This is a genomic window from Alloacidobacterium sp., assembly GCF_035631355.1.
Lineage (GTDB): Bacteria > Acidobacteriota > Terriglobia > Terriglobales > Acidobacteriaceae > Alloacidobacterium.
This window is the reverse complement of the sequence record NZ_DASQIX010000116.1, coordinates 1-26571: the sequence shown is the minus strand read 5'-3', so window position 1 is coordinate 26571 and position 26571 is coordinate 1. Positions and strand designations below refer to the sequence as shown.

17 protein-coding genes are annotated in these 26571 nt (G+C 56.4%); 5 read left to right on the top strand and 12 right to left on the bottom strand.

Annotation, left to right across the window (positions count from 1 at the left end):
* A partial coding sequence (locus tag VEV40_RS20055; RefSeq protein WP_324834852.1) for a DNA topoisomerase (ATP-hydrolyzing) occupies positions 1-1522 on the bottom strand: 1522 nt, incomplete at its 3' end.
* A gap of 160 nt (positions 1523-1682) precedes the next feature.
* On the opposite strand from VEV40_RS20055, the gene VEV40_RS20050 reads away from it, so the two are divergent.
* The 3 genes from VEV40_RS20050 to VEV40_RS20040 are packed head-to-tail and all read left to right on the top strand — an operon-like array spanning position 1683 to position 4514.
* Positions 1683-2891, top strand: coding sequence for a hypothetical protein (locus VEV40_RS20050; protein ID WP_324834850.1), 1209 nt, complete (start codon positions 1683-1685; stop codon positions 2889-2891).
* Positions 2892-2910: 19 nt separating this feature from the next.
* A complete protein-coding gene (ruvB, locus tag VEV40_RS20045; RefSeq protein WP_324834849.1) occupies positions 2911-3945 on the top strand; it encodes a Holliday junction branch migration DNA helicase RuvB in 1035 nt (344 codons plus the stop codon).
* 11 nt (positions 3946-3956) lie between these two features.
* The gene (locus VEV40_RS20040; RefSeq protein WP_324834848.1) at positions 3957-4514 is read left to right on the top strand and encodes a thioredoxin family protein; all 558 of its coding nucleotides are present in this window, start codon (positions 3957-3959) and stop codon (positions 4512-4514) included.
* Between the two features lie 72 nt (positions 4515-4586).
* Here the strand turns inward: VEV40_RS20040 and galU are convergent, their stop codons facing one another.
* The 4 genes from galU to VEV40_RS20020 form a co-directional block, all read right to left on the bottom strand.
* A complete protein-coding gene (gene galU / locus VEV40_RS20035) occupies positions 4587-5462 on the bottom strand; it encodes a UTP--glucose-1-phosphate uridylyltransferase GalU (protein ID WP_324834847.1) in 876 nt (291 codons plus the stop codon).
* An 83-nt stretch (positions 5463-5545) separates the two neighbouring features.
* A complete protein-coding gene (locus VEV40_RS20030; RefSeq protein ID WP_324834846.1) occupies positions 5546-7264 on the bottom strand; it encodes a DUF885 domain-containing protein in 1719 nt (572 codons plus the stop codon).
* Positions 7265-7345: 81 nt separating this feature from the next.
* Complete coding sequence (gene mfd / locus VEV40_RS20025) at positions 7346-10903, bottom strand: transcription-repair coupling factor (RefSeq protein ID WP_324834845.1); 3558 nt, start codon at positions 10901-10903, stop codon at positions 7346-7348.
* 54 nt (positions 10904-10957) lie between these two features.
* A complete protein-coding gene (locus tag VEV40_RS20020; RefSeq protein ID WP_324834844.1) occupies positions 10958-13084 on the bottom strand; it encodes an alpha-amylase family glycosyl hydrolase in 2127 nt (708 codons plus the stop codon).
* 143 nt (positions 13085-13227) lie between these two features.
* Between VEV40_RS20020 and gatB the strand changes: the two genes are divergently transcribed.
* Positions 13228-14703: an Asp-tRNA(Asn)/Glu-tRNA(Gln) amidotransferase subunit GatB gene (gene gatB, locus VEV40_RS20015; RefSeq protein ID WP_324834843.1), complete on the top strand. Its 1476-nt coding sequence runs from the start codon at positions 13228-13230 to the stop codon at positions 14701-14703.
* A gap of 20 nt (positions 14704-14723) precedes the next feature.
* On the opposite strand, the gene VEV40_RS20010 is transcribed toward gatB, so the two are convergent.
* Complete coding sequence (locus VEV40_RS20010; RefSeq protein WP_324834842.1) at positions 14724-15752, bottom strand: hypothetical protein; 1029 nt, start codon at positions 15750-15752, stop codon at positions 14724-14726.
* An 84-nt stretch (positions 15753-15836) separates the two neighbouring features.
* The gene (gene purD, locus VEV40_RS20005; protein ID WP_324834841.1) at positions 15837-17108 is read right to left on the bottom strand and encodes a phosphoribosylamine--glycine ligase; all 1272 of its coding nucleotides are present in this window, start codon (positions 17106-17108) and stop codon (positions 15837-15839) included.
* A gap of 325 nt (positions 17109-17433) precedes the next feature.
* Here purD and acnA point away from each other — a divergent pair, with 325 nt between their 5' ends.
* Positions 17434-20232 carry an aconitate hydratase AcnA gene (gene acnA, locus VEV40_RS20000; protein ID WP_324834840.1) on the top strand — a complete coding sequence of 933 codons (2799 nt, stop codon included), beginning with the start codon at positions 17434-17436 and terminating at the stop codon, positions 20230-20232.
* A gap of 116 nt (positions 20233-20348) precedes the next feature.
* Here acnA and VEV40_RS19995 read toward each other — a convergent pair whose 3' ends face one another.
* From VEV40_RS19995 to VEV40_RS19975, 5 genes are all read right to left on the bottom strand, one after another.
* Entirely contained in the window at positions 20349-20564 is a 216-nt protein-coding gene (locus tag VEV40_RS19995; protein ID WP_324834839.1) for a hypothetical protein, read from the bottom strand.
* A 117-nt stretch (positions 20565-20681) separates the two neighbouring features.
* The gene (gene add, locus VEV40_RS19990) at positions 20682-21692 is read right to left on the bottom strand and encodes an adenosine deaminase (protein WP_324834838.1); all 1011 of its coding nucleotides are present in this window, start codon (positions 21690-21692) and stop codon (positions 20682-20684) included.
* A gap of 99 nt (positions 21693-21791) precedes the next feature.
* A complete protein-coding gene (locus VEV40_RS19985; protein ID WP_324834853.1) occupies positions 21792-23312 on the bottom strand; it encodes an amino acid permease in 1521 nt (506 codons plus the stop codon).
* A 132-nt stretch (positions 23313-23444) separates the two neighbouring features.
* Complete coding sequence (locus VEV40_RS19980) at positions 23445-23600, bottom strand: hypothetical protein (RefSeq protein WP_324834837.1); 156 nt, start codon at positions 23598-23600, stop codon at positions 23445-23447.
* 96 nt (positions 23601-23696) lie between these two features.
* Positions 23697-26348 (bottom strand): ATP-dependent helicase, encoded by a 2652-nt coding sequence (locus VEV40_RS19975; protein ID WP_324834836.1) that lies wholly within the window; start codon positions 26346-26348, stop codon positions 23697-23699.
* Between the last annotated feature and the right edge of the window lie 223 nt (positions 26349-26571).

Below are 26571 nucleotides of genomic sequence, written 5' to 3'. Positions count from 1 at the left end.
CGTATTCAGAGATGCGGTCGCGTACATCGGCGAGTTCCTTGAGCAGTTCGTCGATCGAGAGTTGGGTGAGGCGATAGAGCTGAAGTTCGAGGATCGCGTCGATTTGGCGATAGCTCAACGTCAGCGTAGCCGAGATGAGTGTTGCCGGATCGATGGCGTACTTCGCCGGATCGAGCGTGACGCCCTTGAGCGCCTGATCGCGGACGGTGATCGTCTTGCCGGAGAAGAACTGGAAGAGATTCTCGCGGGCATCGACACGTGAAGATGATCCGCGAATAATCTTGATGACATTGTCGAGGTGATCGAGCGCAATCTGGTATCCGATCAAGATGTGCTCGCGCTCGCGCGCCTTGCGCAGCAGGAATGCGGTGCGGCGACGGACGACGTCAATGCGATGATCGAGGAAGTGACGGATCGCGTCGGGCAGCGAAAGTTCGCGCGGCTGGCCATTGACCACGGCCAGGAAGATCATCGAAAAGCTCTCCTGCATTTGCGAGTGTTTGTAGAGCTGGTTTAGGATGATCTGCGCTTCGGCGCCGCGCTTGAGCTCGATGACGATGCGCATGCCGTCGCGGTCGCTCTCGTCGCGCACATCGGAGATGTCATCGATGACTTTCTCGTTGACCAATTCGGCGATGCGCTTGATGAGCGTGTTCTTGTTGACCTGGTAGGGTATCTCGCTGACGATGATCGCCTGGCGCCCCTGGTTCATGGTCTCGATGGCGCATTTGGCGCGCATGAGGAAGCGTCCGCGGCCCGTTTCATAAGCCTTCCTGATGCCGCTGCGTCCGTAGATGAATCCCCCAGTGGGGAAATCCGGCCCCTTAACATGTTTCAAAACTTCATCAAGGCCGGCTTTCGGGTTGTTCACCATTTCAATGGCGGCGTTTACTACTTCCGTCAAGTTGTGCGGCGGAATGTTTGTCGCCATGCCGACCGCGATGCCGTTCGCACCATTGATGATGAGATTGGGAACGCGCGCAGGAAGAACTGACGGCTCGAAAGTGGACTCATCGTAATTTGGACTGAAGTCTACCGTTTCCTGATCGATGTCGGCGAGCATTTCGCCGGCGAGGCGCGTCATGCGGCACTCGGTGTAGCGCATGGCCGCAGGCATGTCGCCATCGACCGAGCCGAAGTTACCCTGGCCATCAACGAGCACATACCTCATGCTGAAGGGCTGCGCGAGACGCACCATGGTGTCGTAAATAGCCGAGTCACCGTGCGGATGGTAGTTTCCCATCACATGGCCGACCACCTTGGCGCACTTGGTGTACTTCTTGTTGTACTGCAGCCCCATGTCGTGCATGCCGTAGAGAATGCGGCGATGCACCGGCTTCAGTCCGTCGCGCACGTCAGGGAGGGCGCGGCCAATGATGACCGACATGGAATAGGCGAGATACGACTGGCGCATCTCCTCTTCAATGTTGATCGGGACGAGGTTGGCTGCACCGGGTCCGATTGGGCCGTCACCGCTGCTGCCATTGCCGAGGGGGAGCTGAGGGTTCTGATCGTCTGCCATAGATAATTTTTCGAGTCTCAAACAGCCCGGACGGAGAGTGGGGTCTGAATCGGGCGAATGGAATCTATCTTTATGATACTAAAATAGTTACGCCTCGGCAATGCGGCCTTAGTCTATTGGATTCAGGGGTTTGCAGACGCGGAAATTCGACCTTCGGAAAATGTTCGATACACTGAGGTCAGACCGCCACCAAACGATGCCGCCTTCGACCGCCCACAGTGTCCGCAAATTCCGCTTCAATCGTCCTCAACAGATCGCCGCAGCATTGCTTTTCATCCTGCTTGCGCAGTGTCTCTGGGTGGTGAAGCACCAGACTCTCAGTGGGACGGATTATCAATATGCGCGCTGTGGGCGCGAGATGTGGGAGCGGCCTTCGCCACTCGCCGGATATTTCACAACTTGCGGAAACATTCATGACGGCACACTGGCCTATCGCGCAAGCGGACTGCCGCTGACCATCCAGAGGATTTTTGCCGGGCAGGAGTCGTCCACTTCTACCTGGGAGATGCGGCATGAGGTGAGCTATGTAAAGCTGCTGATGCGGCTGCCGTTTATTCTTGCCGGACTATCGCTGGGAGCGTGTCTCTGGTGGGTGACGCGGCGCCTCTTTGGCAATACAGGCGGATATATTGCGCTGGCGCTTTATTGTTTTGCGCCGCCTATCATTCATGCGTGTACTTATCCCAATAATGAAATACTGGCGGCTTTCGGGTTGTTTGCCGTCATCTATACAGCGATTGGCGTGGCCCATGCCATGCAGGGACCGAAAAACAAGTGGCGGCCCCGGATCATTCTGCTGACTCTGGCTTTTGGATTTACTGCGGCTGCCCATGTGTCCGCATTTTTGCTGGGGCTGATTCTGGCAATCGGATTCATGGCTTATGTTGCCGAAAGCAGGCGCGCTTATCTTCCCACGCTGGCAATTGTCTGGATCCTCGGGGCGTTGTTTATTCTTTTTGCATCCTATGCTTTTCGTCCGGACGCCTTCAGCTACGTCTTTCGCAGCCAGGCCGCGAAGTTATGGTTCTCAGTTGAGCAGGCGCGCGTTCTTTTTTCGTCTCTTGTGAATGCCGGGATAACGATTGCTGCCATCGGCGCGATGGGGCTGTATCTCGTCTTCAGGCGCTCGCGCTACTTTGGAAATACAACACCGTTGCTGGTGGCCGCGCTTTTGCTTGTTCTGGTCACAACCGGAGTGCAGAGCGAGCCGTGGCTGTGGGCGCTTCCGTTTTTGCTTGCTTTTATCGGCGGCGTATTCGCCGATGTGTTGGAGACGCGGTACCGGAAGGCTTTCCTGTGGGTAACTGGCGGGATTCTTCTGGCCCAGGCCGCATTGTGCGTTGCCGGTCTGCCCCTGCTGTGGCAGTAAGCTGCTACACTCCGAGTGAATGGCAGGCAAGGTTGATCCGGAACGGCTGGTAAGCGCTGCACGCGCCGAGGACGAAAGCTCGTTTGAGTTGAAGCTGCGCCCGCGATGGCTGCGGGAATTTATTGGCCAGCAAAAGGCAAAAGAACAACTGGCGATTGCGCTCGAAGCGGCGAAAAGCCGCGGGGAGGCGCTCGATCATGTTTTGCTCTTCGGACCTCCGGGGCTGGGCAAGACTACGCTGGCGTCGATCATTGCCAACGAATTGGACGTAGGCTTTCAACAGACATCCGGCCCGGCGCTGCAAATTCAGGGCGATCTGACGGCGATCCTGACCAATCTGCGCGAGCGTCAGGTCTTGTTCCTCGACGAGATCCATCGCCTGCAGCCGGTGTTGGAAGAAAAGCTCTACACCGCGCTTGAAGATTACAAGCTGGACATCATCATCGGGCAGGGCCCAGCGGCGCGCACCCACGTCATGGACATCAAGCCGTTTACCTTTGTTGCGGCCACGACCCGGCCCGGACTGCTTTCGTCGCCGCTGCGGTCACGATTTGGAATTCTTCTGCGGCTTGAGTTTTACACGGACGACGACTTGCGCTTTATCGTCGAGCGTTCGGCTGAAGTGCTGAATGTTCCCATCGATGAAGATGGAGCGGCTGAGATTGCCATGCGCTCGCGTGGAACTCCGCGCATCGCCAACCGCCTGCTGCGCCGCGTGCGCGATTTCGCCCAGGTGCGCGGATCAGGAAAAATTGACCGCGCAACGGCAGAGCAGGCGCTAAAGCTGCTGGAGGTGGACGCGCATGGGTTCGACGAACTCGACCGTCGGCTGCTGATGACGATCATCGAGAAATATGACGGCGGTCCTGTTGGATTAAACACACTGGCGGCAACGTTGGCCGAAGAAGAAGACGCGCTAGAAGAGGTGTATGAGCCATTTCTGATCCAGATTGGCTTTCTTGATCGCACACCGCGCGGACGCGTCGCGACGCGGCTGGCTTATGAGCACTTCGGCCTTCCGCTGCCGCGAAAACAAAATTCACTCTTCCAATAGGAGACAGCGCCATGGCCAGGACTGAATCTGTAATGCTCGCGCTCGGGACAGAAGCTCCGGACTTCAGCTTGCCAAACGTGCTTACCGGTCAGAATGTGAGCATGAGGTCTGCGGCAGGGCCGAAGGGGCTGCTGGTCATGTTTATCTGCCGACACTGCCCTTTTGTGAAACATGTGGAGACAGAGCTGGCCACGCTTGGACGCGATTATGACGGGAAAGGCATCGGCATTGTCGCCATCAGCAGCAATGACGCGGCGAATTATCCTGACGATGCCCCGCAAAGTCTGGCGGTGCAAGCGCGGGAGCTGGGTTTTCCATTTCCCTACTTATATGACGAATCACAAGAGACGGCACGCGCCTTTGACGCCGCCTGCACTCCTGATTTCTTTCTGTTCGATGACAATTTGAAATTGGCATACTGCGGCCAATTCGACGACAGCCGTCCAGGGAACAACATTCCTGTGACGGGAAAAGACTTGCGCCATGCAATGGACGCGGTCATTGCCGGCGAGCCGGCGCATCCGATCCAGAAGCCGAGCATCGGGTGCAACATTAAATGGAAGGACTAATCTTTCTGGGCGAATAACCTGTTTTAGATTCTTCGCTTCGCTCAGAATGACATAGTTGCGGATTGTTCCTAATTACAACGAAAGCGACTTAAGGTATTCACGGAATTGCGGACCGAGGTCGTCACGCTTCAGGGCGAAATCGACTGTTGCCCTCAACATGCCGAGCTTGTCGCCAGCATCATAGCGGACGCCTTCAAATGTGTATCCATAGACCTTCTCGGTTTCGAGCAGACTTTTGATGCCGTCGGTCAGTTGCAGCTCGCCGCCTGAGCCAAGAGGAGTACGTTCCAGCAGATCAAAAATTTTCGGCGTGAGAATGTAACGGCCGATAATCGCATTTTTTGACGGCGCTTCGCGGTGTTTGGGTTTTTCCACCATACCTTTCACATCCATCACGCGCGGATTTTTTGCAACCGGACTGCCGTCGAGGACTCCATAGGCGGAAATAGCAGGTCCATCGACGATCTGGGTAGCCAACACTGATCCGTGAAGCTGGTTGTAGACTTCAATCATCTGCTTCAGGCAGGGCACCGGCGAGTCAATCACATCGTCGGGCAGGATGACAGCGAAAGGCTCGTCACCTACCAGGTCGCGCGCCATCAGCACGGCATGGCCCAGGCCGCGCGCCTCTTTCTGGCGCACATAAGAAAGCTCGACCATGTTTGAAACGTTGCGCGTAACGGCGAGCAGCTCTTTCTTACCGCGCCGCTCCAGAGTCGTCTCCAACTCAAAGCTCACATCGAAATGGTCTTCGATGGCGGATTTACCCCGGCCCGTTACGATGACGATCTGTTCAATGCCGGCAGCGAGTGCTTCCTCAACACCATACTGGATAACCGGCTTGTCTACGAGCGCCAGCATTTCCTTGGGAATGGACTTTGTGGCCGGAAGGAAACGTGTTCCAAAACCAGCGGCTGGAAATACTGCCTTGCGCACTTTCTTGTTCATGCTTTTTTCTGCTCTTTCCCTTCGAGATATGTGCAAATCGTTGGTGTGGTCAAAGCCACCGAAATAGGATGCAGATTTGGTTGTCAGAGTGTTGGCGAATTGTCGCCAAGTAGCGCTTGCCGCACAATTTTTATTGGAGCGCCGCCCTGCCTCATGAAGTTGTCATGAAATCTCTGCAGCGAGAAGCTGGGACCTTCTTTCTTTTCAAGGTCCGCGCGCAGCTTCATGATCTCAAGCTTGCCCAGCGTGTAGTAGAGATAAGTTGGGTCTGAAGTCCCGCGCTTTGTCTCGACCAGGCCGACTGAGCGCGACTGGTAGCCTTCTTTGACGAAGAAATCGACGGCCTGGTCGAAAGTCATTTCGCCGGTATGCATTTTGATGCCGACGATGAAGCGCGCATCCCGCAGGAGCGCGTCCTGCAACTGGCCGAGACGAATCAGATGCGCCTCGCGCTCGTCTTTTGCGCCCGCCCCTGGCTGTCCATAGCCTGCGTCGAGCATCATCTGCTCGCAGTAATGCGCCCAGCCTTCGACGTTCGTGTTGGCGGTGATAAGCTTGCGCACTTTGCTTAACGGAGCCGAGTTCACCCACAGGAATTGCACATAGTGTCCGGGATAGGCTTCGTGCACGGAAGTGCTGATGACCGTGCCAACGTTGAATGCGGCCATGTGTTCTGCAATGTGTTCCGCTGTCCAGCTCTTTTCCGGCAGCGTGACGTTGAAATAGGCCGTGGTTGAGTGCGTCTCGAATGGGCCGGGCGTGTCCATGGATGCCTGTGTGGTTGCCCGCATGAATGGCGGTGTCTCTTCCAATGTTGGCCGGACTTCGGATGGAATCGTGATGATGTGGTTTGTGTTGATGAAGGAAATCAGGCTGCTGAAAGTATTGCGAAAACTCTGTAGCAATTGGTCGGGGTCTGGATGAACTGTCGCTAACTCGGCCAGCACCTCCTGCGGGGTCTTTGACGGATCAACCTCTTTGGCGACGCTGGCAAACTGAGCCTGGTTTTTATGCAGATCGGCGTAGGCGATATCCAAAAGCTTCGGCAGTGGAGTGTCCACCATCTCGTCGTATTCGAGCTTCTTCGAGAAACTGTCCGCGCCAAGGCGGAAATCGCCATTCGAGTGTGGCAGCAGGTCTTGCTTCAGCCACGACTCGTAGCTTTTCAGCTCAGCAATAACGTGGGCATTCGTTTTTTGAAATTCGGCTTTGGTCGTAGGATCGGTCGCGCTTTTAAATGCTTCAGGAACATCATTCTCAAAAAAACTGATGATGTCCGGCAGTTGCTCCAGCGCGATCTCTGTGTAAATGCGCGGCGGATTTTTCAGGTTTTTCCGCGCAGCCGCAAAGGCCACTGGCATCTGCTTTTCGCGCGCTACTAGAGAGTGCAGCCGCTCGTCGGGTGGAGCGAAGTTGCGCTCCATCAGCACAAAGGCGCTGTTGGTGATGCCACTTGAGTAGTTGTCGGGATTCTTCTCCCAGGGCTTGATGACCTGCAATGTCAACAGCCGACTACGAATATCATCGAGCACCATCTCGCGATCGGCTTGCGTTGACTTGTCCATCTGGAACGCCGGCTGGCCTTCAAATTTCTTCTCGAAACCTTGCAGCGTGGTGATCTGCGCATCCACTGTGGCGCGGCTGTAATTTTCGAGCTTGGAATCGTATTGATGCAGGCCAGCGCTGGTGCCGAATGTTGGGTTGTAGGCGAATGTGGACTGCTCAAAATACTGGTCGGCCAGGGCGCGGAACTGCGCGTTGGGGTCGGAAGCCTGCGCTCCTGCAGAGATTGTTGCGGCCATCAAGCCTCCAAAAGCAAATGAAAGGAAGATCAGGTTCTTTCTCAAAAGCGGCCTCGTTTCAATTAGCAACCAGAAATAATCTCATTTCGCGACGGCTTGTTCCACTGCAAGTTCGTCAAAAAGCAGGCGTATTTCCATCAGGACTTCGTCGGGCTTTGTCTGCGAAAGCGGATATTTCAACACGCCTTGTGGAGTAAATTGCGCGCCGCGCCTGGCATTTTTGGCAACCAGCTTCATCAGGCGGCCGGGATCGATGCCGGCGTTCTCTGTGAAGCGGATGTGCAACTGGTCTCGCTTGCGGTCGACCTGGGCCACGCCGAGCCGCTCACACTCGGCCCGCAAAAGCGCGGCCTCAAGCAGCAGTTTGACACCATCAGGCACAGGACCGTAGCGGTCTTTTAGTTCGGCTTGGACGTCGGCAACCGCGCCTTCCGTCTGCGCTCCGGCGATGCGTTTGTATATCCGCAGCCGCTGGTTCTCTTCTGTGATGTAACTTTCGTCGATGCGCAGGCTGATGCCGAGGTTCAGGTGCGTTACCGGGACTTCAACGCGTTCCTCGCCTTTGAGCTTGGCAACAGCTTCTTCCAGCATGCCGGTGTACATCTCAAAACCGACTGCTTCGATGTGTCCGCTCTGCTCGCCTCCCAGCATATTACCGGCACCGCGCAGCTCAAGATCGAGTGCGGCGATCTTGAAGCCTGCGCCGAGGTCGGAAAATTCTTTAAGCGCAGCCAGCCGCCGCCGGGCGACATCGGTCAGCTCCTGCTCGGGCGGAATCAGCAAATACGAATATGCCCGCCGATTCGAACGGCCCACGCGTCCGCGCAGTTGATAGAGCTCTGACAATCCATGTCGGTCGGCGCGATTGATGATGATCGTGTTCGCGAGCGGTATATCGAGGCCATTCTCGATGATCGTGGTTGCTACAAGAACGTCGTGTTCATGGTGCATGAAGGAGAGCATGACTTTTTCCAGTTCGCCTTCGCTCATCTGCCCATGGCCGACCGTGACGCGCGCGATCGGCACCAACTCCTGAATCTTGGCGGCAATTTCGTAGATCGTCTCCACGCGGTTATGGACGAAGTAGACTTGCCCGCTGCGCTCCAACTCGACTTCGATTGCCGACCTCATCAGCTTCTCATCGAACTTGGCGACGACTGTCTGGATGGCCATGCGGTCTTTAGGCGGCGTCTCAATGACGCTCATATCCCGCAGGCCGACCAAAGACATATGCAGAGTGCGCGGTATCGGCGTTGCCGACATGGCCAGAACGTCGATGGACTGGCGCATCTGCTTCAGGCGTTCCTTGTGGCGCACGCCGAAGCGTTGCTCTTCATCAACGACGAGCAGACCGAGATCATGGAACTTGATGTCTTTTGAAAGTAGTCGATGCGTGCCGATCAGAACGTCGACCTGGCCGGTCTCGACCTTTTCAAGGATCAGCTTCTGTTCCTTCGCGGTGCGAAAGCGCGAAATCATTTCGACCGTGATAGGAAAAAGCTTGAAGCGGTTCTTGAATGTCTCGAAGTGCTGGAAACTGAGGACTGTGGTCGGTGTAAGCACTGCCACCTGCTTGCCGTCCTGCACGGCTTTAAAGGCTGCACGCATGGCCACTTCGGTCTTGCCGTAGCCAACGTCGCCGCAGAGCAGGCGGTCCATCGGCATGTGCGACTCCATGTCGCGCTTGATGTCGTTGATGGCCGATATCTGGTCGTCGGTCTCGTTGTAGTCAAAGGCATCTTCGAATTCGCGCTGAAATTCATTGTCGGGAGTAAAGGCATGGCCCTGCGCGGCCTTGCGCTGCGCGTAAAGCTTGAGCAGCTCGTCGGCCATGTCCTGCATGGCCTTCTTGACACGGGCTTTCGTTTTTGCCCACTGCTGCGAGCCGAGCCTGTTCAGCACTGGCGCGGCGCCGGTCTCACTCGAGCGGTATTTCTGGATGAGGTCGAGTCGCGTGAGCGGCACATACAGGCGCGCCTGCTCGGCGAACTCGAGGATCATGAACTCGATATTGACGCCGTCCTGGGAAATTTCCTTCAGGCCCATGTAGCGCGCTATACCGTGCTCCACATGAACAACGTAATCGCCAACTGCCAGATCGCGAAAATCAGAGACAAAGGCCGCTGTCTTCGATTTCTTCGGCACGGGACGCGCGGAGACGTCCGCCTCATCGGACAAGTCATTCGCGCCGAAGACGACGAGGTTCGCTTCCGGCAGGCTCACGCCATTCGAAAGTTGGCTGCGCACCAGAATGGGCGTGCGCAGGTCTCCGGCCAAGTAGCTCGATTCGTCGTAGATGGTCTCGCTGCCTGCATGTTGAATGCGGCTGCCAAGCCGATAAGGAATCTCATATTCGCGCAGCAGGCTCGCCAGCCGCTCTACTTCGCCCTGGTTGGGCGCGGCGAGCAACATGCGCGTCTCCTGCTGCATGAGCGTGCGTAACTGCTCGATGAACGCCGGAATCGATCCGTGAAAGCGCAGAGTGGGCCGCGAGGAAATCTCGATTTCGCCGAGGGTCTCGTCTTCTTCCAGCACATCGATAGCGCCGAGCTGGTCGATATCGAGTCCGGAGTGTGAAGCAAGTTGCGCCTGCAGTAGTTCAGGGCGCGCGTAAATGTCATGCGGCTGGATGAGCGAGCCGATGCCGCTGCGCTCGTGCCTCTGCTCAATCTTGTTCCACCAGCGGTCAAGCTGGTTTTTGATCATCGCCGGCTCTTCCACAAAAAGCGCGCAGCGGGGAAAGAGATCGAGCAGCGTTTTATCGGCTCCGGCAACGGTTGAGAAAAATTCCCAGCCGGGAAAGACGCTTACGCCGCCCGCAGACACCGCTTCGGCTACCAATTCGGGATCGTCTGTCGATTCAACCCGTGCTCCGCTCAACCGCGCGTGTACAGCGGCGAGAAGACGTTCAGTAATCGGGGTTTCAGTCAGGGGCAAAAGAACAGCTTCATCCAGTGGTGTTGAAGACCGTTGCGACTCGGGATCGAACTTGCGAATCGAATCAATCTCGTCACCGAAGAACTCAATGCGCACCGGACGGTCAGCTTCCGGAGAATACACATCGAGAATGCCACCACGACGCGTGAACTGGCCCGGCATTTCGACGATGTCCATCGCGGTGTAGCCAACGCTGGTTAAATGAGTGATGAGTGCATCGATGTCGACTTCTTCGCCGCGCCGCAGGGTGCGCGCCAGATCGGCATAGTATTCGGCCGGAAAGAACTTCATCGCCGCCGCTTCGACCGAAGCAATCACGATGGACGCGGCGCCGGTGGCCATCTTCCACAGCGTTGCTGCGCGCTGCTCTTGTACTTCCGGGTGCGGAGAAAGATTTTCGAATGGCAACACGTCGTGGGCCGACAGTTTGAGAACACCCTCGGGAGCGATGGCCCCGGTCAGCTCGCATCCTGCGCGCAAAGAAGTTTGCAGCGTGTCGGCCGCTTTATTGTCCGCAACCACTACAACAACGGGCACATTAGCCGCGCGCGCGAAGAGCGGAAGATACAGAGCGCGGGCGGTCGATGTCAGTCCGGAGACACGACGACGCCCACGGGCAAGGGCGAGATGCCTTCGTGCCTGTTCAAATGATGAGGAATGCTCCAGATCCGCCAGCAACTCGCGGACAAACGGGAGGATCATGCAGCTCTAGTTTATCAGCGCGGGATTGATTGGATGCGGACTGTTCTGGAGGAGTTAATTCTGCCAGTTCACGGTAACATTTCCCGTTCCACTCACAGGAACCATGAAGCTGTGATTGTTGCCGTTCTCCCAAGTGACGCTTCCATCTGCGGCGATCTTGATGAATTTGAATTGCACTGTCACACCCGCCGGCAGAGAAACGTTCAGGAACCAGTCCGGGTAGTTGGGGTCGAGCATGGGGCCGACCGCCGAATCAAAAGTGGTTCCCCAGTTGCCCAGTTCAATGGTGTTGCCGGTGAGAAAGATATAGTCGCCAACATTTGTCGATGGGGCGTGGTTCACTGTGAATGTGACTGGAACCAGCTTTGCTGTGAGCACAGTGAACTGGATGGTGTTTGCCTTTGCTCCGGAGGCCGCCGTCAGTTGCACTGGATAAATGCCATTCGCCACATTGGGGACTGTGAACGTGACAGAGGCGTTGGACCACGACTGAATCGCCGCGGCTGCGCCGTTCACAGCAACACTTCCCGGTCGAGAACCAAACTGATCGCCGGCAATGGTGACGGACATGCCTGGCTGACCTATGGTTGGCCCGATGGAGCCAACGGCAGGCCCAGGTGTGCCTCCGGCAATCTGCCAGACAGAAACTGAATTTGCGGGGATGGTAAAGGTGCCCGCGGGATTGTTGCCGCCGGACCCCGATTGCACACTGAGCGACACCCCATTGAGAAGACCGCCGAGATAGTCGGTGTAAGTACCAGCGGGAAGAACGGTGTTAAGTCCAGAGATGTTGTAAGTTGCCGAGCCATTCTTGTTAATGGCTACGAGAACCACATCGTTATAAAACTGCCGCTCATAGATATAGACATCATTGTTGATCCACCGCTGCTTCCAACTTCCATAGGCGATGGCATCGTTTGACTGCCGCAGTGCAGCCAACTTTCCAATGAGCGTATAGGCCGAGGTCTTATCGAAGCTGCTCATCCACACGCGGTCATATGGATCGTTGCCGTTGCTTGTGTCGATGTGCAGATACTGCTCGTCTCCGTAAAGAATCACTGGAATACCGCGGCAGGTCAGCAGGAAAGCCAGCGCTTCATGCAAGCGATTCTTATTGTTGTTCAAGGTCAAAAACCGCGATTCATCATGGCTGTCAAAAAACGTCACGAGATCGTTCTGCCACACGAAGTTCGCATTCTCGGTTGTGATCGCCGAATCCAGTTCTGAAAAATTCTTGTCGCCGGCAAAGACATCTCTCATGGCCTGGTTTACGCCGAAATCGAGTTCGCTGATACCGCTCTTGTTCGCGAACTTATACGCATCGTGATACAGAGGGTCGCCAGAGTTGTTATTGAACCATTCACCATAAAGAAAGCTTGGCTTGTTGCTGAAAACGATGTTTGCGAGCGAATACTCCCAGCCCCAGGTAGCGTGCTTGATGGCGTCCAGACGAAAACCGTCAGCGCCGTGCGCCTGAAATTGCTGCATGGCCGTCTTCAGGTAGTTGTCGATGGTGGCATTTTCCTGATTGAGGTCTTCAAGGCCTTCCAGCGTGTAGTACTGGAGCTGGTAGCGATCGTTAAAGTCGGCGATATCAGGGTTGTGATGAAAGTATCCGTTCGGATCGTTGGCATCGGATGCCATGAAGACGCCATTGTTATACAGCGCTCCCTGTTCGCCGCCGCCTTTGTAGTTTGAGTGATTGTTGGCCCAATCCACAATTACCTTTATGCCGTCCTGATGGGCTGCGGCGACCAAGCTGTCGAAGGCTTTCCACGTGTTGGCCGCGTCGCCGAAATGCTCTTCAACCCGCATGAAATCGCGAGCGTCGTAACCGTGGTACGGAGAGCCGATTGGTGAGCCACTGGCAAGGTTTTTGTTCTCATTGTCTACAGTTGGCGATATCCAGATTGCCGTTACTCCCAGCCCCTTGATATACGCCAGCTTCTTCTGAATCCCTGCGAGGTCGCCACCCCAGTACGCCTGCCAGTTAGTTTTTGTCGAATCATACAGTCCGGCGCTCTGGGCAGGATTATCGTTACTCGGGTCGCCATCGTAAAAACGATCGGTAACAATCTGATAGATCACCTGTTTCTTGAAGTCCTGGGCCTGCAAAATATGGGTACAGCAGGCAAGCGCCAGCAGCCAAATCTGTGCGGAGATGTGCCGATGCGGTTTCATGGACTTCCTCCGATTGGGAAGCAACTGCAAAGCTAGCGTACAGCGATACGAGGATTTCCGGCTGTACAAGTATGCGCCGGCTTGCTGATATCTGGTGGCGGTTCTAAGCCGCGTGTTTCATCGCTGCTAAAATCAAGCTGTCTATGGCTACTACAGCGAGCGTGTCGCCGAACGTTCTGGCGAAGTACGAACCGGTCATCGGCCTTGAAGTCCACGTCCAGTTGCTGACTGCAACGAAGGCCTTTTGCGGCTGCTCGAACCAGTTCGGCGCGCCTCCAAATACGAATGTCTGCCCGGTGTGCCTCGGCCTGCCCGGTGCTCTTCCGGTCCTGAATGAGCGGGCGGTTGAGTTCGCCACATTGGCCGCGCTGGCGCTGAACTGTATCGTGAATGATCGTTCTATCTTCGCGCGCAAAAACTATTTCTATCCCGACCTGCCCAAGGGCTACCAGATTTCGCAGTTCGATAAACCGCTTGCCGAACACGGATGGATCGAAGTCCCGACGCCTAATGGCGTGAAACGCATCGGCATTACGCGCCTGCACATGGAAGAAGACGCGGGCAAAAGCCTGCACGACGGCTTTCCCGACTCTGCGACGCGCACTTACGTTGACCTGAACCGCTGCGGCACGCCTCTGATCGAAATTGTCAGCGAGCCGGATATTCGCACGCCCGACGAAGCTTATGAATATCTCACGCGGCTCAAGGAAATTCTGCTCTACACCGGTGTAAGCGACTGCAACATGGAAGAAGGCTCGCTTCGTTGCGACGCCAACGTAAGCGTGCGTCCGCGCGGCCAGGAAAAGTTTGGTACGAAAGCGGAAGTCAAGAATGTCAATAGCTTCCGCTTCATCCGCTCCGCGCTTGAATATGAAATTGAGCGCCAGGTTGAGGTCATCGAAAGCGGCGGCCGCGTAGTGCAGGAAACACGCCTGTGGAACGCAAACGAGGGCCGCACCTATTCCATGCGCTCCAAGGAGCAGGCGCATGACTACCGCTACTTTCCGGAACCGGATCTTCCGCCGCTCGTTCTCACGCCGCAACTGAAAGTCGAAGTCGCCAAGCTGATGCCGGAGCTGCCGGAAGCGCGGCGCAAGCGCATGATCGCTGAATACGATATCAGCGAGCAAGACGCGCAGACACTTACCTCAACGCGCGCTTTCGCCGATCAGTTCGAGGCTGCGGCCAAAGCCGCCAAGAATCCGAAACAAGTTGCGAACCTGGTACAGAGCGAGCTGACCAGCCGTCTCAAGGCGAAAGGGCTCGAACTTGAGCAGTCGCCTATCACCATGAAGGGCATTGCCCTAGCCGCCGATCTCAAAGAAGACGGCAAGATTTCAAGTAAGCAAATCAAACAGCTCTTCGATACGGCATTCGAAACCGGTGAAGATTTCGGCTTGGTCTACGAACGCGAAAGGCCGCAGCAGATTACCGATGCCACGGCGATTGAGAAAATGATCGACGAGGTCATCGCAGCCAATCCAAAGCAGGTCGAGCAGTATCGAGGCGGCAAGAAGACGGTTGCCGCCTTCTTTGTTGGCCAGGTGATGAAGCTCTCGAAAGGGCAGGCGAATCCCGCATTGCTGAATGAGTTGGTGACAAAAAAGTTGGATAGCTAACGCCGGCGGCGCGCAGTTTACTAAACAGGCGATGATTTATAGCGCGCCGCCGCTTTTATCGTGGCGTCTTCTTTGAGAGCGGCGCTCCACTCGCCGTTGTTTTTCTTAAGCCGCCACGCTTCGTAGAAACCGTGGACCACGAAAAGCTCCTGCCCTGCGCTGTAGCACTCGTCAGAAATAACGCGGGCGATGAACATGGTGTGGCTTCCGATGGGTTGGATCTTTTCTACTTCCATCTCTCGTACCCGGTACGCAAAGACTGGCACAGGAATCTGGAAGCTAGAGGACGCCTTCGTTTCGAAAGGCAGCTCGTACCAGTTAATGGATTGCTTGTTGTGGTTGATGCCCATCTGGTAGGCAAATGCTCCCTGCTCAAAGGGAACACTGCTCAACGCAAGGCGTCCGGCATCCGCTACCAGGTGCGCGGGGATCTTCGGGCTTCGCAAAGAGAATGCAAAATAGCCATCGCCCAAGTCACCCATCACGTTCACCGGAAACATGTTGCCCTTGATGTCCGTGATCACGCTTACCAGCGAAATCGGACGCGGGCATATAAACATTACTTCCATTGCGCGCCGTCCGCGGAACGTCAAGGTAATGTCCGGAGTGTTGTGTGCCTGTCTTTCTGCACGCTCGTAAAGCAGATAGTGGGCCCACAACCGTAGCCGGGACATGCAATAGTTTGCTGTGCCCCGCGCCCCAAAAAGGATGAACTCTTTGCCATCCAGCATAACGCGCTGGACCAGCTTCAGGCCGATCTCGCCTAACACTCGTCTTTGACCGTCCTGCTCGCAGAACTTCAGTGACAGATGGTTAGCTTCCTTTTCGCCTGGGCCTTCGTTTGCATCGAATGGCAGGCAGAGGATGAAGGGAACAGCGCAGGCCATGGCGTGCCGGTTGGTTACATCGATGGGCGAACCCATTCCGTGCAGCCAGACGGTTATTTCTGTCTGTGGGCTTCGCTGGCCGAGGAAGACCCGTTGAGGAACCGGCGTTCCACCGAATGCAAAGGATTTGATTGCCTTACGAACTCTGCGGATGATCGACATGCTGCGCCTCAGGATATCGCCCGGCTTTAGCCCGCGATGTCATTCAGAGGTCTGAGATTTGTCATTAGATTGTCATGGCCGCGCTCATTTTTTCAGCGCGCGATGACCAATGTCGTGACGGTAATACATTCCATCGAAGTGGATTTTGGCAATGCCTTCATATGCCAGGCCAAGCGCGTTCTCAAGCAAGCCCGCCGCTGCGGTCACGGCAAGCACGCGTCCGCCATTTGTCAGATAGCTGCCGTCGAGTAGCGAAGTTCCCGCGTGAAAGACTTCGACGTTTGGGATCTTCGCCGCATCTTCCAGACCGTTGATCTTCTGACCGGTCGTATAGCTGCCTGGATATCCTTGCGAGGCGGCGACTACGCATGCCGAAGCGCCGGGACGCCAGCGGAATACAGTGTCGCTCAACCGGCCTGTGACACAGGCCTCCAGTCCTTCGAGCAGGTCACTTTCCAGCCGCACCAAGATTGCCTGTGTCTCTGGATCGCCAAATCTCGCGTTGTATTCAAGCACCATCGGGCCACGCGCCGTCATCATCAATCCGCAATAAAGCACGCCCACAAACGGAGTGTCTTCCGCCGCCATGCCATCAATCGTCGGCTGCACAATGTGGTGCATGATCCATTCGCGCATCTGCGGGTCAAGCATGGCGTCAGTTGAATAGACGCCCATGCCGCCTGTATTCGGGCCTGTGTCACCCTCGCCTATACGCTTGTGGTCCTGTGCCGGGACCAGCGGGACGGCATGTTTGCCGTCGCTCAGGACCAGAAACGAAAGCTCCTCGCCCTGAAGAAATTCCTCGATGACTACACTTGTCTCGACCGTTCCGAGAAGCCTGCCACTGAACAATCCGGCAATGGCATCCTGCGCCTCTTTCTTCGTGTTGCAGATCAGCACGCCCTTGCCTGCGGCCAGACCGTCTGCCTTAATCACTACCGGAAGGTGAAAGAGGTCGAGTGCGGACAGCGTTTCTTCCTGGGTTGCACAAACGGCGTAGTTCGCCGTAGGAATTTTATGCCGCTGCATGAAGCGCTTGGCAAAAGCCTTACTGGTCTCGAGCATGGCGGCTGCCCGCGTGGGTCCAAAGACGGCAAGGCTGCGACGCTGCATTTCGTCCACCAGACCGAGGGCGAGCGGCACTTCCGGCCCTACCACAGTGAGGTCCGGGTTCTCCGCAACGACAGCGCGCAGCAGATCATTCAAGTCTTTCTGATTGGCGTTTACCAGCCGCGCCACGTGCGCGATGCCGCCATTTCCCGGGGCGCACACCACTTCACGCACGCGAGGTGATTTCCGAATGGCCCATGCGAGCGCGTGCTCGCGCCCTCCTGATCCGATGACGAGGACTTTCATGCCTTGCTGATCTCTCCGCTTTTCTTAACAAAGGCTATCGCACTGCTCAAGACTCGCCAAGTGCAGTCAATATTCCTATCCCGAACTTCTCTCGTCTGTAAGTCGATTCCCATATGACAAGACCGCGCTAAAATATCCGCAGAACCATGTACAGCCCTGTCCCGCCCCGTCTTAAGCGTTTTCGTCGCGGCCATCCGGACCGTGGACGAATCCTTCGCGGCTGATTAAGCTTTCTGTTGACTGCCTCCGCGCGCTCCTTCGCAGCCTGCGCGGTCAGAGTTTTGCGCCACCTGATGGCCTCAGCACATAGGAAGGAACCCTCCACATGAGCCAGATTGGAAACAGTTTTGGCAGCCGGTCGCAATTGAAGTCCGGCAATCGCACCTATGAAATTTTCCGCCTCGACGCATTGGAGAAGAAGGGAACCAGGCTGCCGCGGCTACCCTACAGCCTGCGAATTCTGCTAGAGAACCTGCTGCGACAGGAAGACGGCAAGAGCGTCACTGCCAACGACATCGAATTCCTCGCCAAATGGGACCCAAAGGCAGAGCCTTCGCGTGAAATCGCCTACATGCCAGCCCGCGTCCTCATGCAGGACTTTACCGGCGTTCCTGCCATCGTCGATCTTGCCGCCATGCGCGACGCGATGAAGCAGCTTGGCGGCAATCCGGAAAAGATCAACCCTCTGCAGCCCGCCGAGCTGGTGATCGATCACTCCGTCCAGGTCGACGAATTCGGGACGAAAAATGCCTACTCGCTGAACGCAATGCTCGAGTTCCAGCGTAACCGCGAGCGTTATGCGTTCCTCAAGTGGGGCCAGTCGGCTTTTCGCAACTTCTCGGCTGTGCCGCCGGGCATGGGCATCTGCCACCAGGTAAATCTTGAATACCTTGCCCGTGTTGTCTTCACCGCTGAGGGCGAAAATCCGCGTGCCTATCCCGACACGCTCGTGGGAACTGATTCCCACACAACGATGATCAACGGCCTCGGGGTGCTTGGCTGGGGCGTTGGCGGAATCGAAGCGGAAGCAGCCATGCTTGGTCAGCCTGTTTCGATGCTGGTACCGCAGGTTGTTGGCTTCAAGCTCACCGGAAAATTGCGCGAAGGCGCGACCGCAACGGATCTCGTTCTGACTGTAACCGAGATTCTGCGCAAACTCGGGGTCGTTGGAAAGTTCGTCGAGTTCTACGGTTCAGGCATCGGTGAGCTGCCTCTGGCTGATCGCGCCACCATCGGCAACATGGCGCCCGAATATGGTGCGACCTGCGGTATCTTTCCTGTCGATGCTGAGACGCTCCGCTACCTGCGCCTCACTGGCCGCAGCGAAGAGCAGATCCAACTCGTCGAGACCTACTACAAGGAGCAGGGCCTCTTCCATACGACGAACTCTCCAGAAGCTGAGTACTCGCAGACCATTTCGCTCGACCTTGCCACAGTTGAGCCGAGCCTTGCGGGTCCGAAGCGTCCGCAGGACCGCGTACTGCTCAAGGAAGCAGGTCCGAGCTTTAAGAAGCAGCTTCCCAATCTGCTTGGCCCCAACGCAGATAAGAATGGTGTACGCCAGGTCGTACGCTGGGAAGGCGAAGGTGGCCATCCCGCAGAAACTGCCGATGCCGCTCAGGGTGTGCATGAGTCGGGCCCAACCACGTCAATAAAAGACCGCTTTGGAGTCGATGTAGATAAGTATCTCGATCACGGCTCGGTCGTTATCGCGGCGATCACAAGCTGCACCAACACGTCGAACCCATCAGTAATGGTCGCCGCTGGAATCCTCGCGAAAAAAGCTGTCGAGAAAGGATTGACCGTTCCGCCTTGGGTCAAAACGTCTCTTGCCCCAGGCTCACGCGTCGTGACTGACTACTATGAAAAATCAGGCCTGCAGCCCTATCTGGACAAGCTGCGCTTCAATGTCGTCGGCTATGGTTGCACCACCTGCATCGGAAATTCCGGCCCATTGCCAACAGATGTTTCAAAATCCATTGAAGATCATGGCCTGGTCGCAGTCTCCGTCCTGAGCGGCAATCGCAACTTTGAAGGCCGAATTAACTCCGATGTGCGCGCCAACTACCTCATGTCGCCTCCGCTGGTCGTCGCTTACGCGCTCGCGGGTCGCATCGACCACGATCTCACCAACGATCCATTGGGCAAGGGAAAAGACGGCAAGCCGGTCTATCTCAAGGATATTTGGCCGACACAGAAGGAAGTTTCCGACATCATCGCGTCCTCCATCAACTCTGACATCTTCCGCAAGGAGTACGCGACCGTCTCCGACGGCGACAGCAACTGGCAGGGACTGAAGTTTCCCACCGGTGACGTCTATCAATGGGAGGCCGATTCTACCTACATTCGCAAGGCCCCATACTTCGACGGCATGTCCGCGACCCCGGCTCCGGTCGAAGACATAAAGGGCGCGCGCGTACTCGCGGTTCTTGGCGACAGCGTCACCACCGACCACATCTCGCCCGCAGGCTCCATCAAACTGAATGGCCCGGCGGGCAAATATCTGACGGAACACGGCGTCAAGCCAGCTGACTTCAACTCCTACGGCTCGCGCCGCGGCAATCACGAAGTCATGGTGCGCGGGACCTTCGCCAACGTGCGCCTGCGCAACAAGCTCGCGCCCGGAACTGAGGGCGGTGTCACCCGCCTACTGCCGGAAGGCGAGCAGATGAGTATCTTCGACGCCAGCGTGAAATACGCCGAGCGCAAGACGCCGCTGGTCATTCTTGCCGGCAAGGAATACGGTTCCGGCTCCTCGCGCGACTGGGCTGCCAAAGGCCCGCGCCTGCTGGGAGTGAGGGCGGTCATCGCCGAAAGCTACGAGCGCATCCACCGCTCTAACCTGGTCGGCATGGGCGTTTTGCCGCTGCAATTTGCAGATGGTCAGAATGTCGAAAGTCTCGGGCTGACGGGCGAAGAGGTCTTCGATTTCCCAGGATTGAAAGCGCTGCTCGATGCGAAGTTCGTCAATGGAAGGGCTCTGAAGGTGAAAGCGACCGCCCCGGACGGCAAAACGAAGGAATTCGAGACGAAAGTACGGATCGATACTCCACAGGAAATCCTCTATTACGAAAACGGAGGCATCCTGCAATACGTTCTCCGGCAATTGGCGGCGAAGAACTAACCAGATGCACCAACAGAAAAGCCCCGGTTTTACCGGGGCTTTTTCACATTAAAATGGCTGTCATCTTGAACATAGCGAAGAACCTGCTTTCGCGTCGGTTGGTCGTAAGTCCGTCTCTAAATTCCCATCCCATACTCGGCTGACTGCATCTGGTCGCCGGCATGGGAGTAAAGGTCATAGGGCGTGCGGCGGTTGAATTTGTACCGCTGGCGCAGTTCGCGGCCCACATACAGCCCCAGAGCGACAACACCTACAGCCACTGAAGTCCACCCAATTGCCTTCAGCGCAACCGGGGACTCATCGTCTTTCCTTTGACCTGGCAGAACAATCACTTCAGCCTTCTTTCCTGACCCCCAAAGCCGGGGCTTTCGCAGCGGTCCCATGCCGACATGATAGCCCAACTAGCTTGCAGTCCGTATGTAACACATCGGTAATACCGCGTTATCTCTTTAGACACATTGTTCGATGTGACGTAACCAGCGGACTTTTTGCTCCGGTGGTAGGAAGCTGGCTTCGATGGAATTGGATGCCAGCTCACGCAAGTGCTCTTCGGTAAAGCCGAACTCAGTATGCCCCAGCATGTACTCGCCTACCAGATCACTGCCGAACATTGTTGGATCGTCTGAATTGAGCGTCACCATCAGGCCGTCGTCAAAATACTGCCGCAGCGGATGCTCTTCCAGCCGCGGGCAGCATCCGGTTTTCACATTTGATGTGACGCAAATCTCTAGCGGAATCTGCCGTTCCGCCAGCAGATGCACCAATTCCTGATCGTGAATCGCAGTTAACGCGTGGCCCAGCCGTTCCGCTCCGATGTTCAGAGCCGCCCAGATGCTCTCCGGACCGACGGCTTCTCCGGCATGAACGGTCAGCCGCAAACCCGCATCGCGGGCCTCTTTGTAAGCATCGCGGAACAGTTCAGCCGGTCCTTTGCGCTCATCGCCGCCGATGCCGATGCCTGCGATGCTAGGATGATCGCGCTTCATCTCCGCCGCCTTGCGGAAGACCCGTGCCGCCGCCTCGACCCCGAAATGCCGCACTGCATCAAAAATCCAATACAAAGTAATGCCGAAATTCTTCTCCGCCCGCTCTCTCGCCTGCTCCATTGCCGCGAAGATCGGCTCAAACTCGCTGCGGTCCCAGAAAAAGACGATGCCCACCGCAACATACGCTTCGGCGTGAACCACGCCCTGCGCGGCCAGCGTCTCCAGCATTCTGTAAGTAATCAGCTCGTAGTCATCGGCTGTGCGCAGCCGCTCGGTCACAGTCTTAAAGGCCATCAAAAAGCCGTGAAAGTCTCTGTACTCATACAGCGCTTGCGCTTGAGGCAGGTTCAGCGGTTCAGCATTGTGCCGCCGGCTTAGCTCAACCAGCGTCTCAGGAGAAATCGTGCCTTCGAGATGCAAATGGAGTTCCGCCTTTGGGAGGCGGCGGACGAAACCCTGTAATTCAGAGGTCATTTCATTGGTGTACCGCAGAGCCACTGAGAGGTTAAAGCCTCGCTCAGTCAACGAGGAGTTTTTGCCGCCAGAAAGTAACCGTGGCCGTTTATCTGCTGTTTACCGCGCCCGGTGCGGCGGACAGAACTCGCTTCGCTTGCGGCTATAAAAGAAGTAGATACACAATCCAATCCCCAGCCATACGAAGAAGCGCAGCCAGGTCATGATGGGCAGTCCAACCATGAGCAGCACGCAGAAGAAGATGCTGAGCACCGGAAACACCGGGCCGCCGGGGCAACGGAAAGTCCGATGCCGGTCAGGATCTTTGTAGCGAAGAACCAGCACACCCGCCGATACCAGTACAAACGCAAACAGCGTTCCGATGTTCGACAAGTCAGAAAACGTGCCTATATCCAGCAATCCTGCCGGGATACCGACCACGATTCCCGCCACCCAGGTCGATACTGCCGGTGTCCGGTAACGCGGGTGCACCTTGGAGAACACAGACGGCAGCAACCGGTCGCGCGACATGGCGAACCACACCCGCGCCTGCCCGATCTGGAAGACGAGGATCGAGGAGATCATTCCCAGCAGCGCTCCAAGCAGAATGACCAGATGCACCCAGTGCAGCGTCAGGCTGCCGTTTGTGGCGTAGAGCTTTCGGAGCGTATTGACCACTGGTGCCGCATCGCCTACCAGTGTGTCCCACTTGATCAGCCCAGTCAGTACCACCGCCACGCCGATATAAAGTACCGTACAGATCACCAGCGTCGCGAGAATGCCTATGGGCACATCGCGCTGCGGATTCCGGCACTCTTCCGCAGCCGTCGAGACAGAATCAAAGCCTATATAAGTGAAGAAGATAATCGAGCCGCCCGTCAACAGCCCCGACCAGCCGTTGGGATAGAACGGATGCCAGTTCGACGGATGGATGAAGTGCGCGCCAAAGGCAATGAAGATCAGGATTGCCGTGATCTTCAGGAGCACCATAATATTGTTCGTCTCCGCAGACTCGCGAATGCCGCGCACCAGCACCACAGTCAGAACCATGACGATGAGAAACGCCGGCCAGTTAAAGCCGAAGTGCCAGCCCGGAGCGTAGAGCATGTTTCCGCTGAAGTCGGCCAGCCCACTTGGCAGGTAGGCGGGCGAAATCCAACGTGCCGACGGATGGATGCCCACCCAATCCATCAAATCGACAATGTGCGCCGCGAAGCCAACGCACACAGCCATATTTGAAAAGGCATATTCGAGGATCAGGTCCCAGCCGATGATCCAGGCAATCAACTCGCCAAGCGTCGCATAGGTATAGGTGTACGCCGACCCCGCAATCGGAATCATCGAAGCGAGTTCCGCATAGCACAGTCCGGTAAAGGCGCAGACAATCGCCACCAGAACCAGCGACAAGGCCAGCGCCGGACCTGCTCCAGGCCGTCCTGCAAGCGCTGTGTGATGGACCAGATAGTCGAGGACAGGCGTGTTCAGAATCGATGAGGTATCGAATTTTTCGCCTGCAATCGCGGTCCCAATGACAGTAAAGATGCCCGAGCCGATTACCGCGCCGATGCCGAGCGCCGTCAGCGACCAAGGGCCCAGCGTTTTCCTGAGGCTTTGCTCCGGCGCCTCCGAATCGCTGATCAGTTTGTCGATCGATTTCCGGGCGAAGACCTGTGTCGGCAGAACCTGGCTCCTGCAGTCTTAATGAGGGGAGTGTAGTCTTTCGAGGGCCGTCCCGCGAAACAAATTCCGCGGGACGGCCTTTTGGATTGCGCCTTAGCGCTTGCTCTGCCCGCGCGCCAGCTTCCTGACCCTCTTCTTGTTAGAACCCCGCGGAGTTGTCCGCTTGGCCTTGGGAGCTGCTTTTTTACGCGCCGCGCGCTTCACCTTCTTGCGTTCTTCCGTACTTTCAATCTTCTTGGTATTTGCCATTCTTCTCCTTCTAACTAAGGGCTGTCATTTTGAGGAGCTTGCGACGAAGAATCTTTGCGATTTTGATTGCCGAACAATGCTCTGAAGAAAGTCAGCCTATAAACGTTCCAGCTGGGCGAACTTCTCCACCAGCTTTTTCACGCCGAACCTTGTAAATTGTACCGTGATCTTAGCGTCTTCACCGTCTCCCTCGCGTCGGAAGACCACGCCCTCGCCGTATTTCGGGTGCCTTACTCGTTGCCCGCTCTTGAACCCGACAGCACCCTTCAGTTCGGCGACTTCGATCTTAGGCCGCGATACACTCGATCCATGCCTGCTGAAAAACTGGGCAATGTTATCGAGTGACTCACCGCCGCTCTTCTTCACCAGGTTGCGGGCTGTAGATCTACCGTTCCCTTGCTGAACCGGACGTTGGTCTTCATCTTCGTAGTTGTAGTGTCGGCTCCCGTCAAAACCATCGTCATATTCACGCCGCTCAAAGCGCGAGGGCTGGCGTGTGTGGGCCGCCGCATATCCACCCCAGCTGGACGCCCGCTGTCCGCCGCTCAGGTCTTCCAGCAGGGCGGAAGGTACCTCCTCCAGAAACCGCGACGGCATTGAAGCCTCCGGCAGGTCGTTCCCGTAGCGCCGTCGATAGCGTGCTCGCGTCAACACCAGCGCATCCATCGCACGCGTCATGCCGACATAGGCAAGCCGCCGCTCTTCTTCCATCTGGTCGGGTTCGTTCAATGTGCGCGAATGCGGAAACAGCCCTTCCTCCATCCCAGCCAGCAAAACCAGCGGAAACTCGAGACCCTTTGCCGAATGCAGCGTCATCAGCGTTACGCGGGAATCCGCGTTGTACTGGTCGGTATCGCTTACCAGCGCCGCATGGTCGAGAAACTCATCCAGGATGTCTCCGCGCTCCTGTGCATCCTGCGCCGCATTCGCCAGTTCCTTCAGGTTCTCAATCCGCGAGAAGGCCTCCGGTGTACTCTCTTCTTCCAGCGCGCGAATATATCCGCTACGGTCAATGATGAAACGAATCAACTCAGGCAGTGTTGCTGCATCACCAGGCCTGCGAAATCCGGGCACAGCTTCTGTTTGTGTGGCAGGTTGAGGCTCAGTGCTCTGCTCTGATTCGTTCGCAAATGGATTGAATTCGGATGCATCGAAAGCTATATTGTCGTCGCCAAACGCCAGCCCATGCTGCTGTGCGTCGCCGAATTCAAAGCTGACATCTTCATCCCCTGAAGCGACATCCACTTCGAATGAAGTACTTCCCTCCAGTGCTACGTCCGTGGCAAGCTTCTCCGCAAACCCTGGAGCAAGCATCGCCCGCGCGTCCTCAATCACTTGGCGAAATGTATCGAGCGCAATGCACGCCCGCGTCGGGAGTAGCCCCTCACTCAGAACTCGCCCGATTGCTGTCCATGTGCTCGTTCCCGTTCCAAGTGCAATTCGCTCCAAAGTTTCGAGCGTTGCCTTACCAATCCCGCGCGTTGGAACGTTGATCACCCGCTGCATCGCGATCGAGTCATGGGGATTTTGGACCAATTTCAGATAACTGAGCAGGTCCTTAATCTCGGCTCGTTCATAGAACGAAAAGCCGCCGACCATCGTGTAGCCGATGCCATAGCGCCGCAGGGCTTCTTCAACTATTCGCGATTGCGAGTTTGTGCGATAGAGCACGGCCACGCGCGCGTCTTCATGTTCCTGACCTGCTTTTCGCAGATACTTCTGGATGTAGTCGGCGATGAACAGCGCTTCGTTCTCGCCATCCGGAGCCTCATAATACCCAATCAGCGCGCCGCCCTCGCGCTCTGTCCACAGATGCTTACCCTTGCGCTGCGAGTTGCGCGCTACCACTGCGCCTGCCGCTTCCAGGATCACCTGTGTCGAGCGATAATTCTGCTCTAGCCGAATCACCTTCGCGTTGGGAAAGTCCTTCTCAAACTCAAGAATGTTGCGGATGTCCGCGCCGCGCCACGAATAGATACTCTGATCCTCGTCGCCCACCACACAGACATTCTTCCCCTCACCTGCCAACAACTTCATCAGTTCATACTGCGGCCGGTTCGTGTCCTGATATTCATCAATTAGCAGGTAGCGATAGCGTCGGTTGTACTTCTCTCGCACCTCGGCAGAAGACTTGAGCAGGCGCACTGCTTCGAGCAGCAGGTCATCAAAGTCCAGTGCGTTGTTCTTACGCAGTTCTTTGCGATATGCCTCGAAGATGTGCGCCACCCTCTCGCTCATCGGGTCAGCCGACCGCAGGTAATACTCCTGCGGATCGATCATGTGGTTCTTGGCCCACGAAATTTTCGACAGCACCACGCGCGGCGTCATCTGCTTGTCATCGAGCCCCATGCGCCGCATAATCTGTTTCACCAGCGCCTGCTGGTCGCTCTCGTCATAGATGGCGAAGGTCTTCGTCAGCCCTTCGTTCCCAATGCGCAAAGCCTCGATATCGCGCCGCAGCATACGCACGCAGAACGAATGGAACGTCGCAATCAGCGGCTTCGCCAGCGTTGTATGTCCGATCAGCTTGTCGACGCGCTCACCCATCTCAGCGGAGGCCTTGTTGGTAAAGGTCACCGCCAAAATCGCATCCGGCGCAACTCCGCGCTCCTGAATCAGATACGCAATCCGATGTGTAATGACGCGTGTCTTTCCCGACCCGGCGCCGGCCAGAATCAGGACCGGCCCTTCAACGGCCTCAACCCCGGCCCGCTGTTGCGGGTTCAACTTGTCCAGTAAATGCTGCAAAACAGATGTCTCGGCAATTCTCTTGGTGGGTGTTCTTCCCTAGTGTATCGCTCTTCGATTCGACGGATTTCACAGCCCGAACCCCAGTAAACTTACCCTGCATGCCAAATCAATTACACATCTGCGTTTTCTGCGGATCAGCCGATGGCGCTGATCCCGTCTATTTAGAGACGGCAAAAGAACTCGGCCGGCGCATCGCCGCAGCCGACATGGGCCTCGTCTA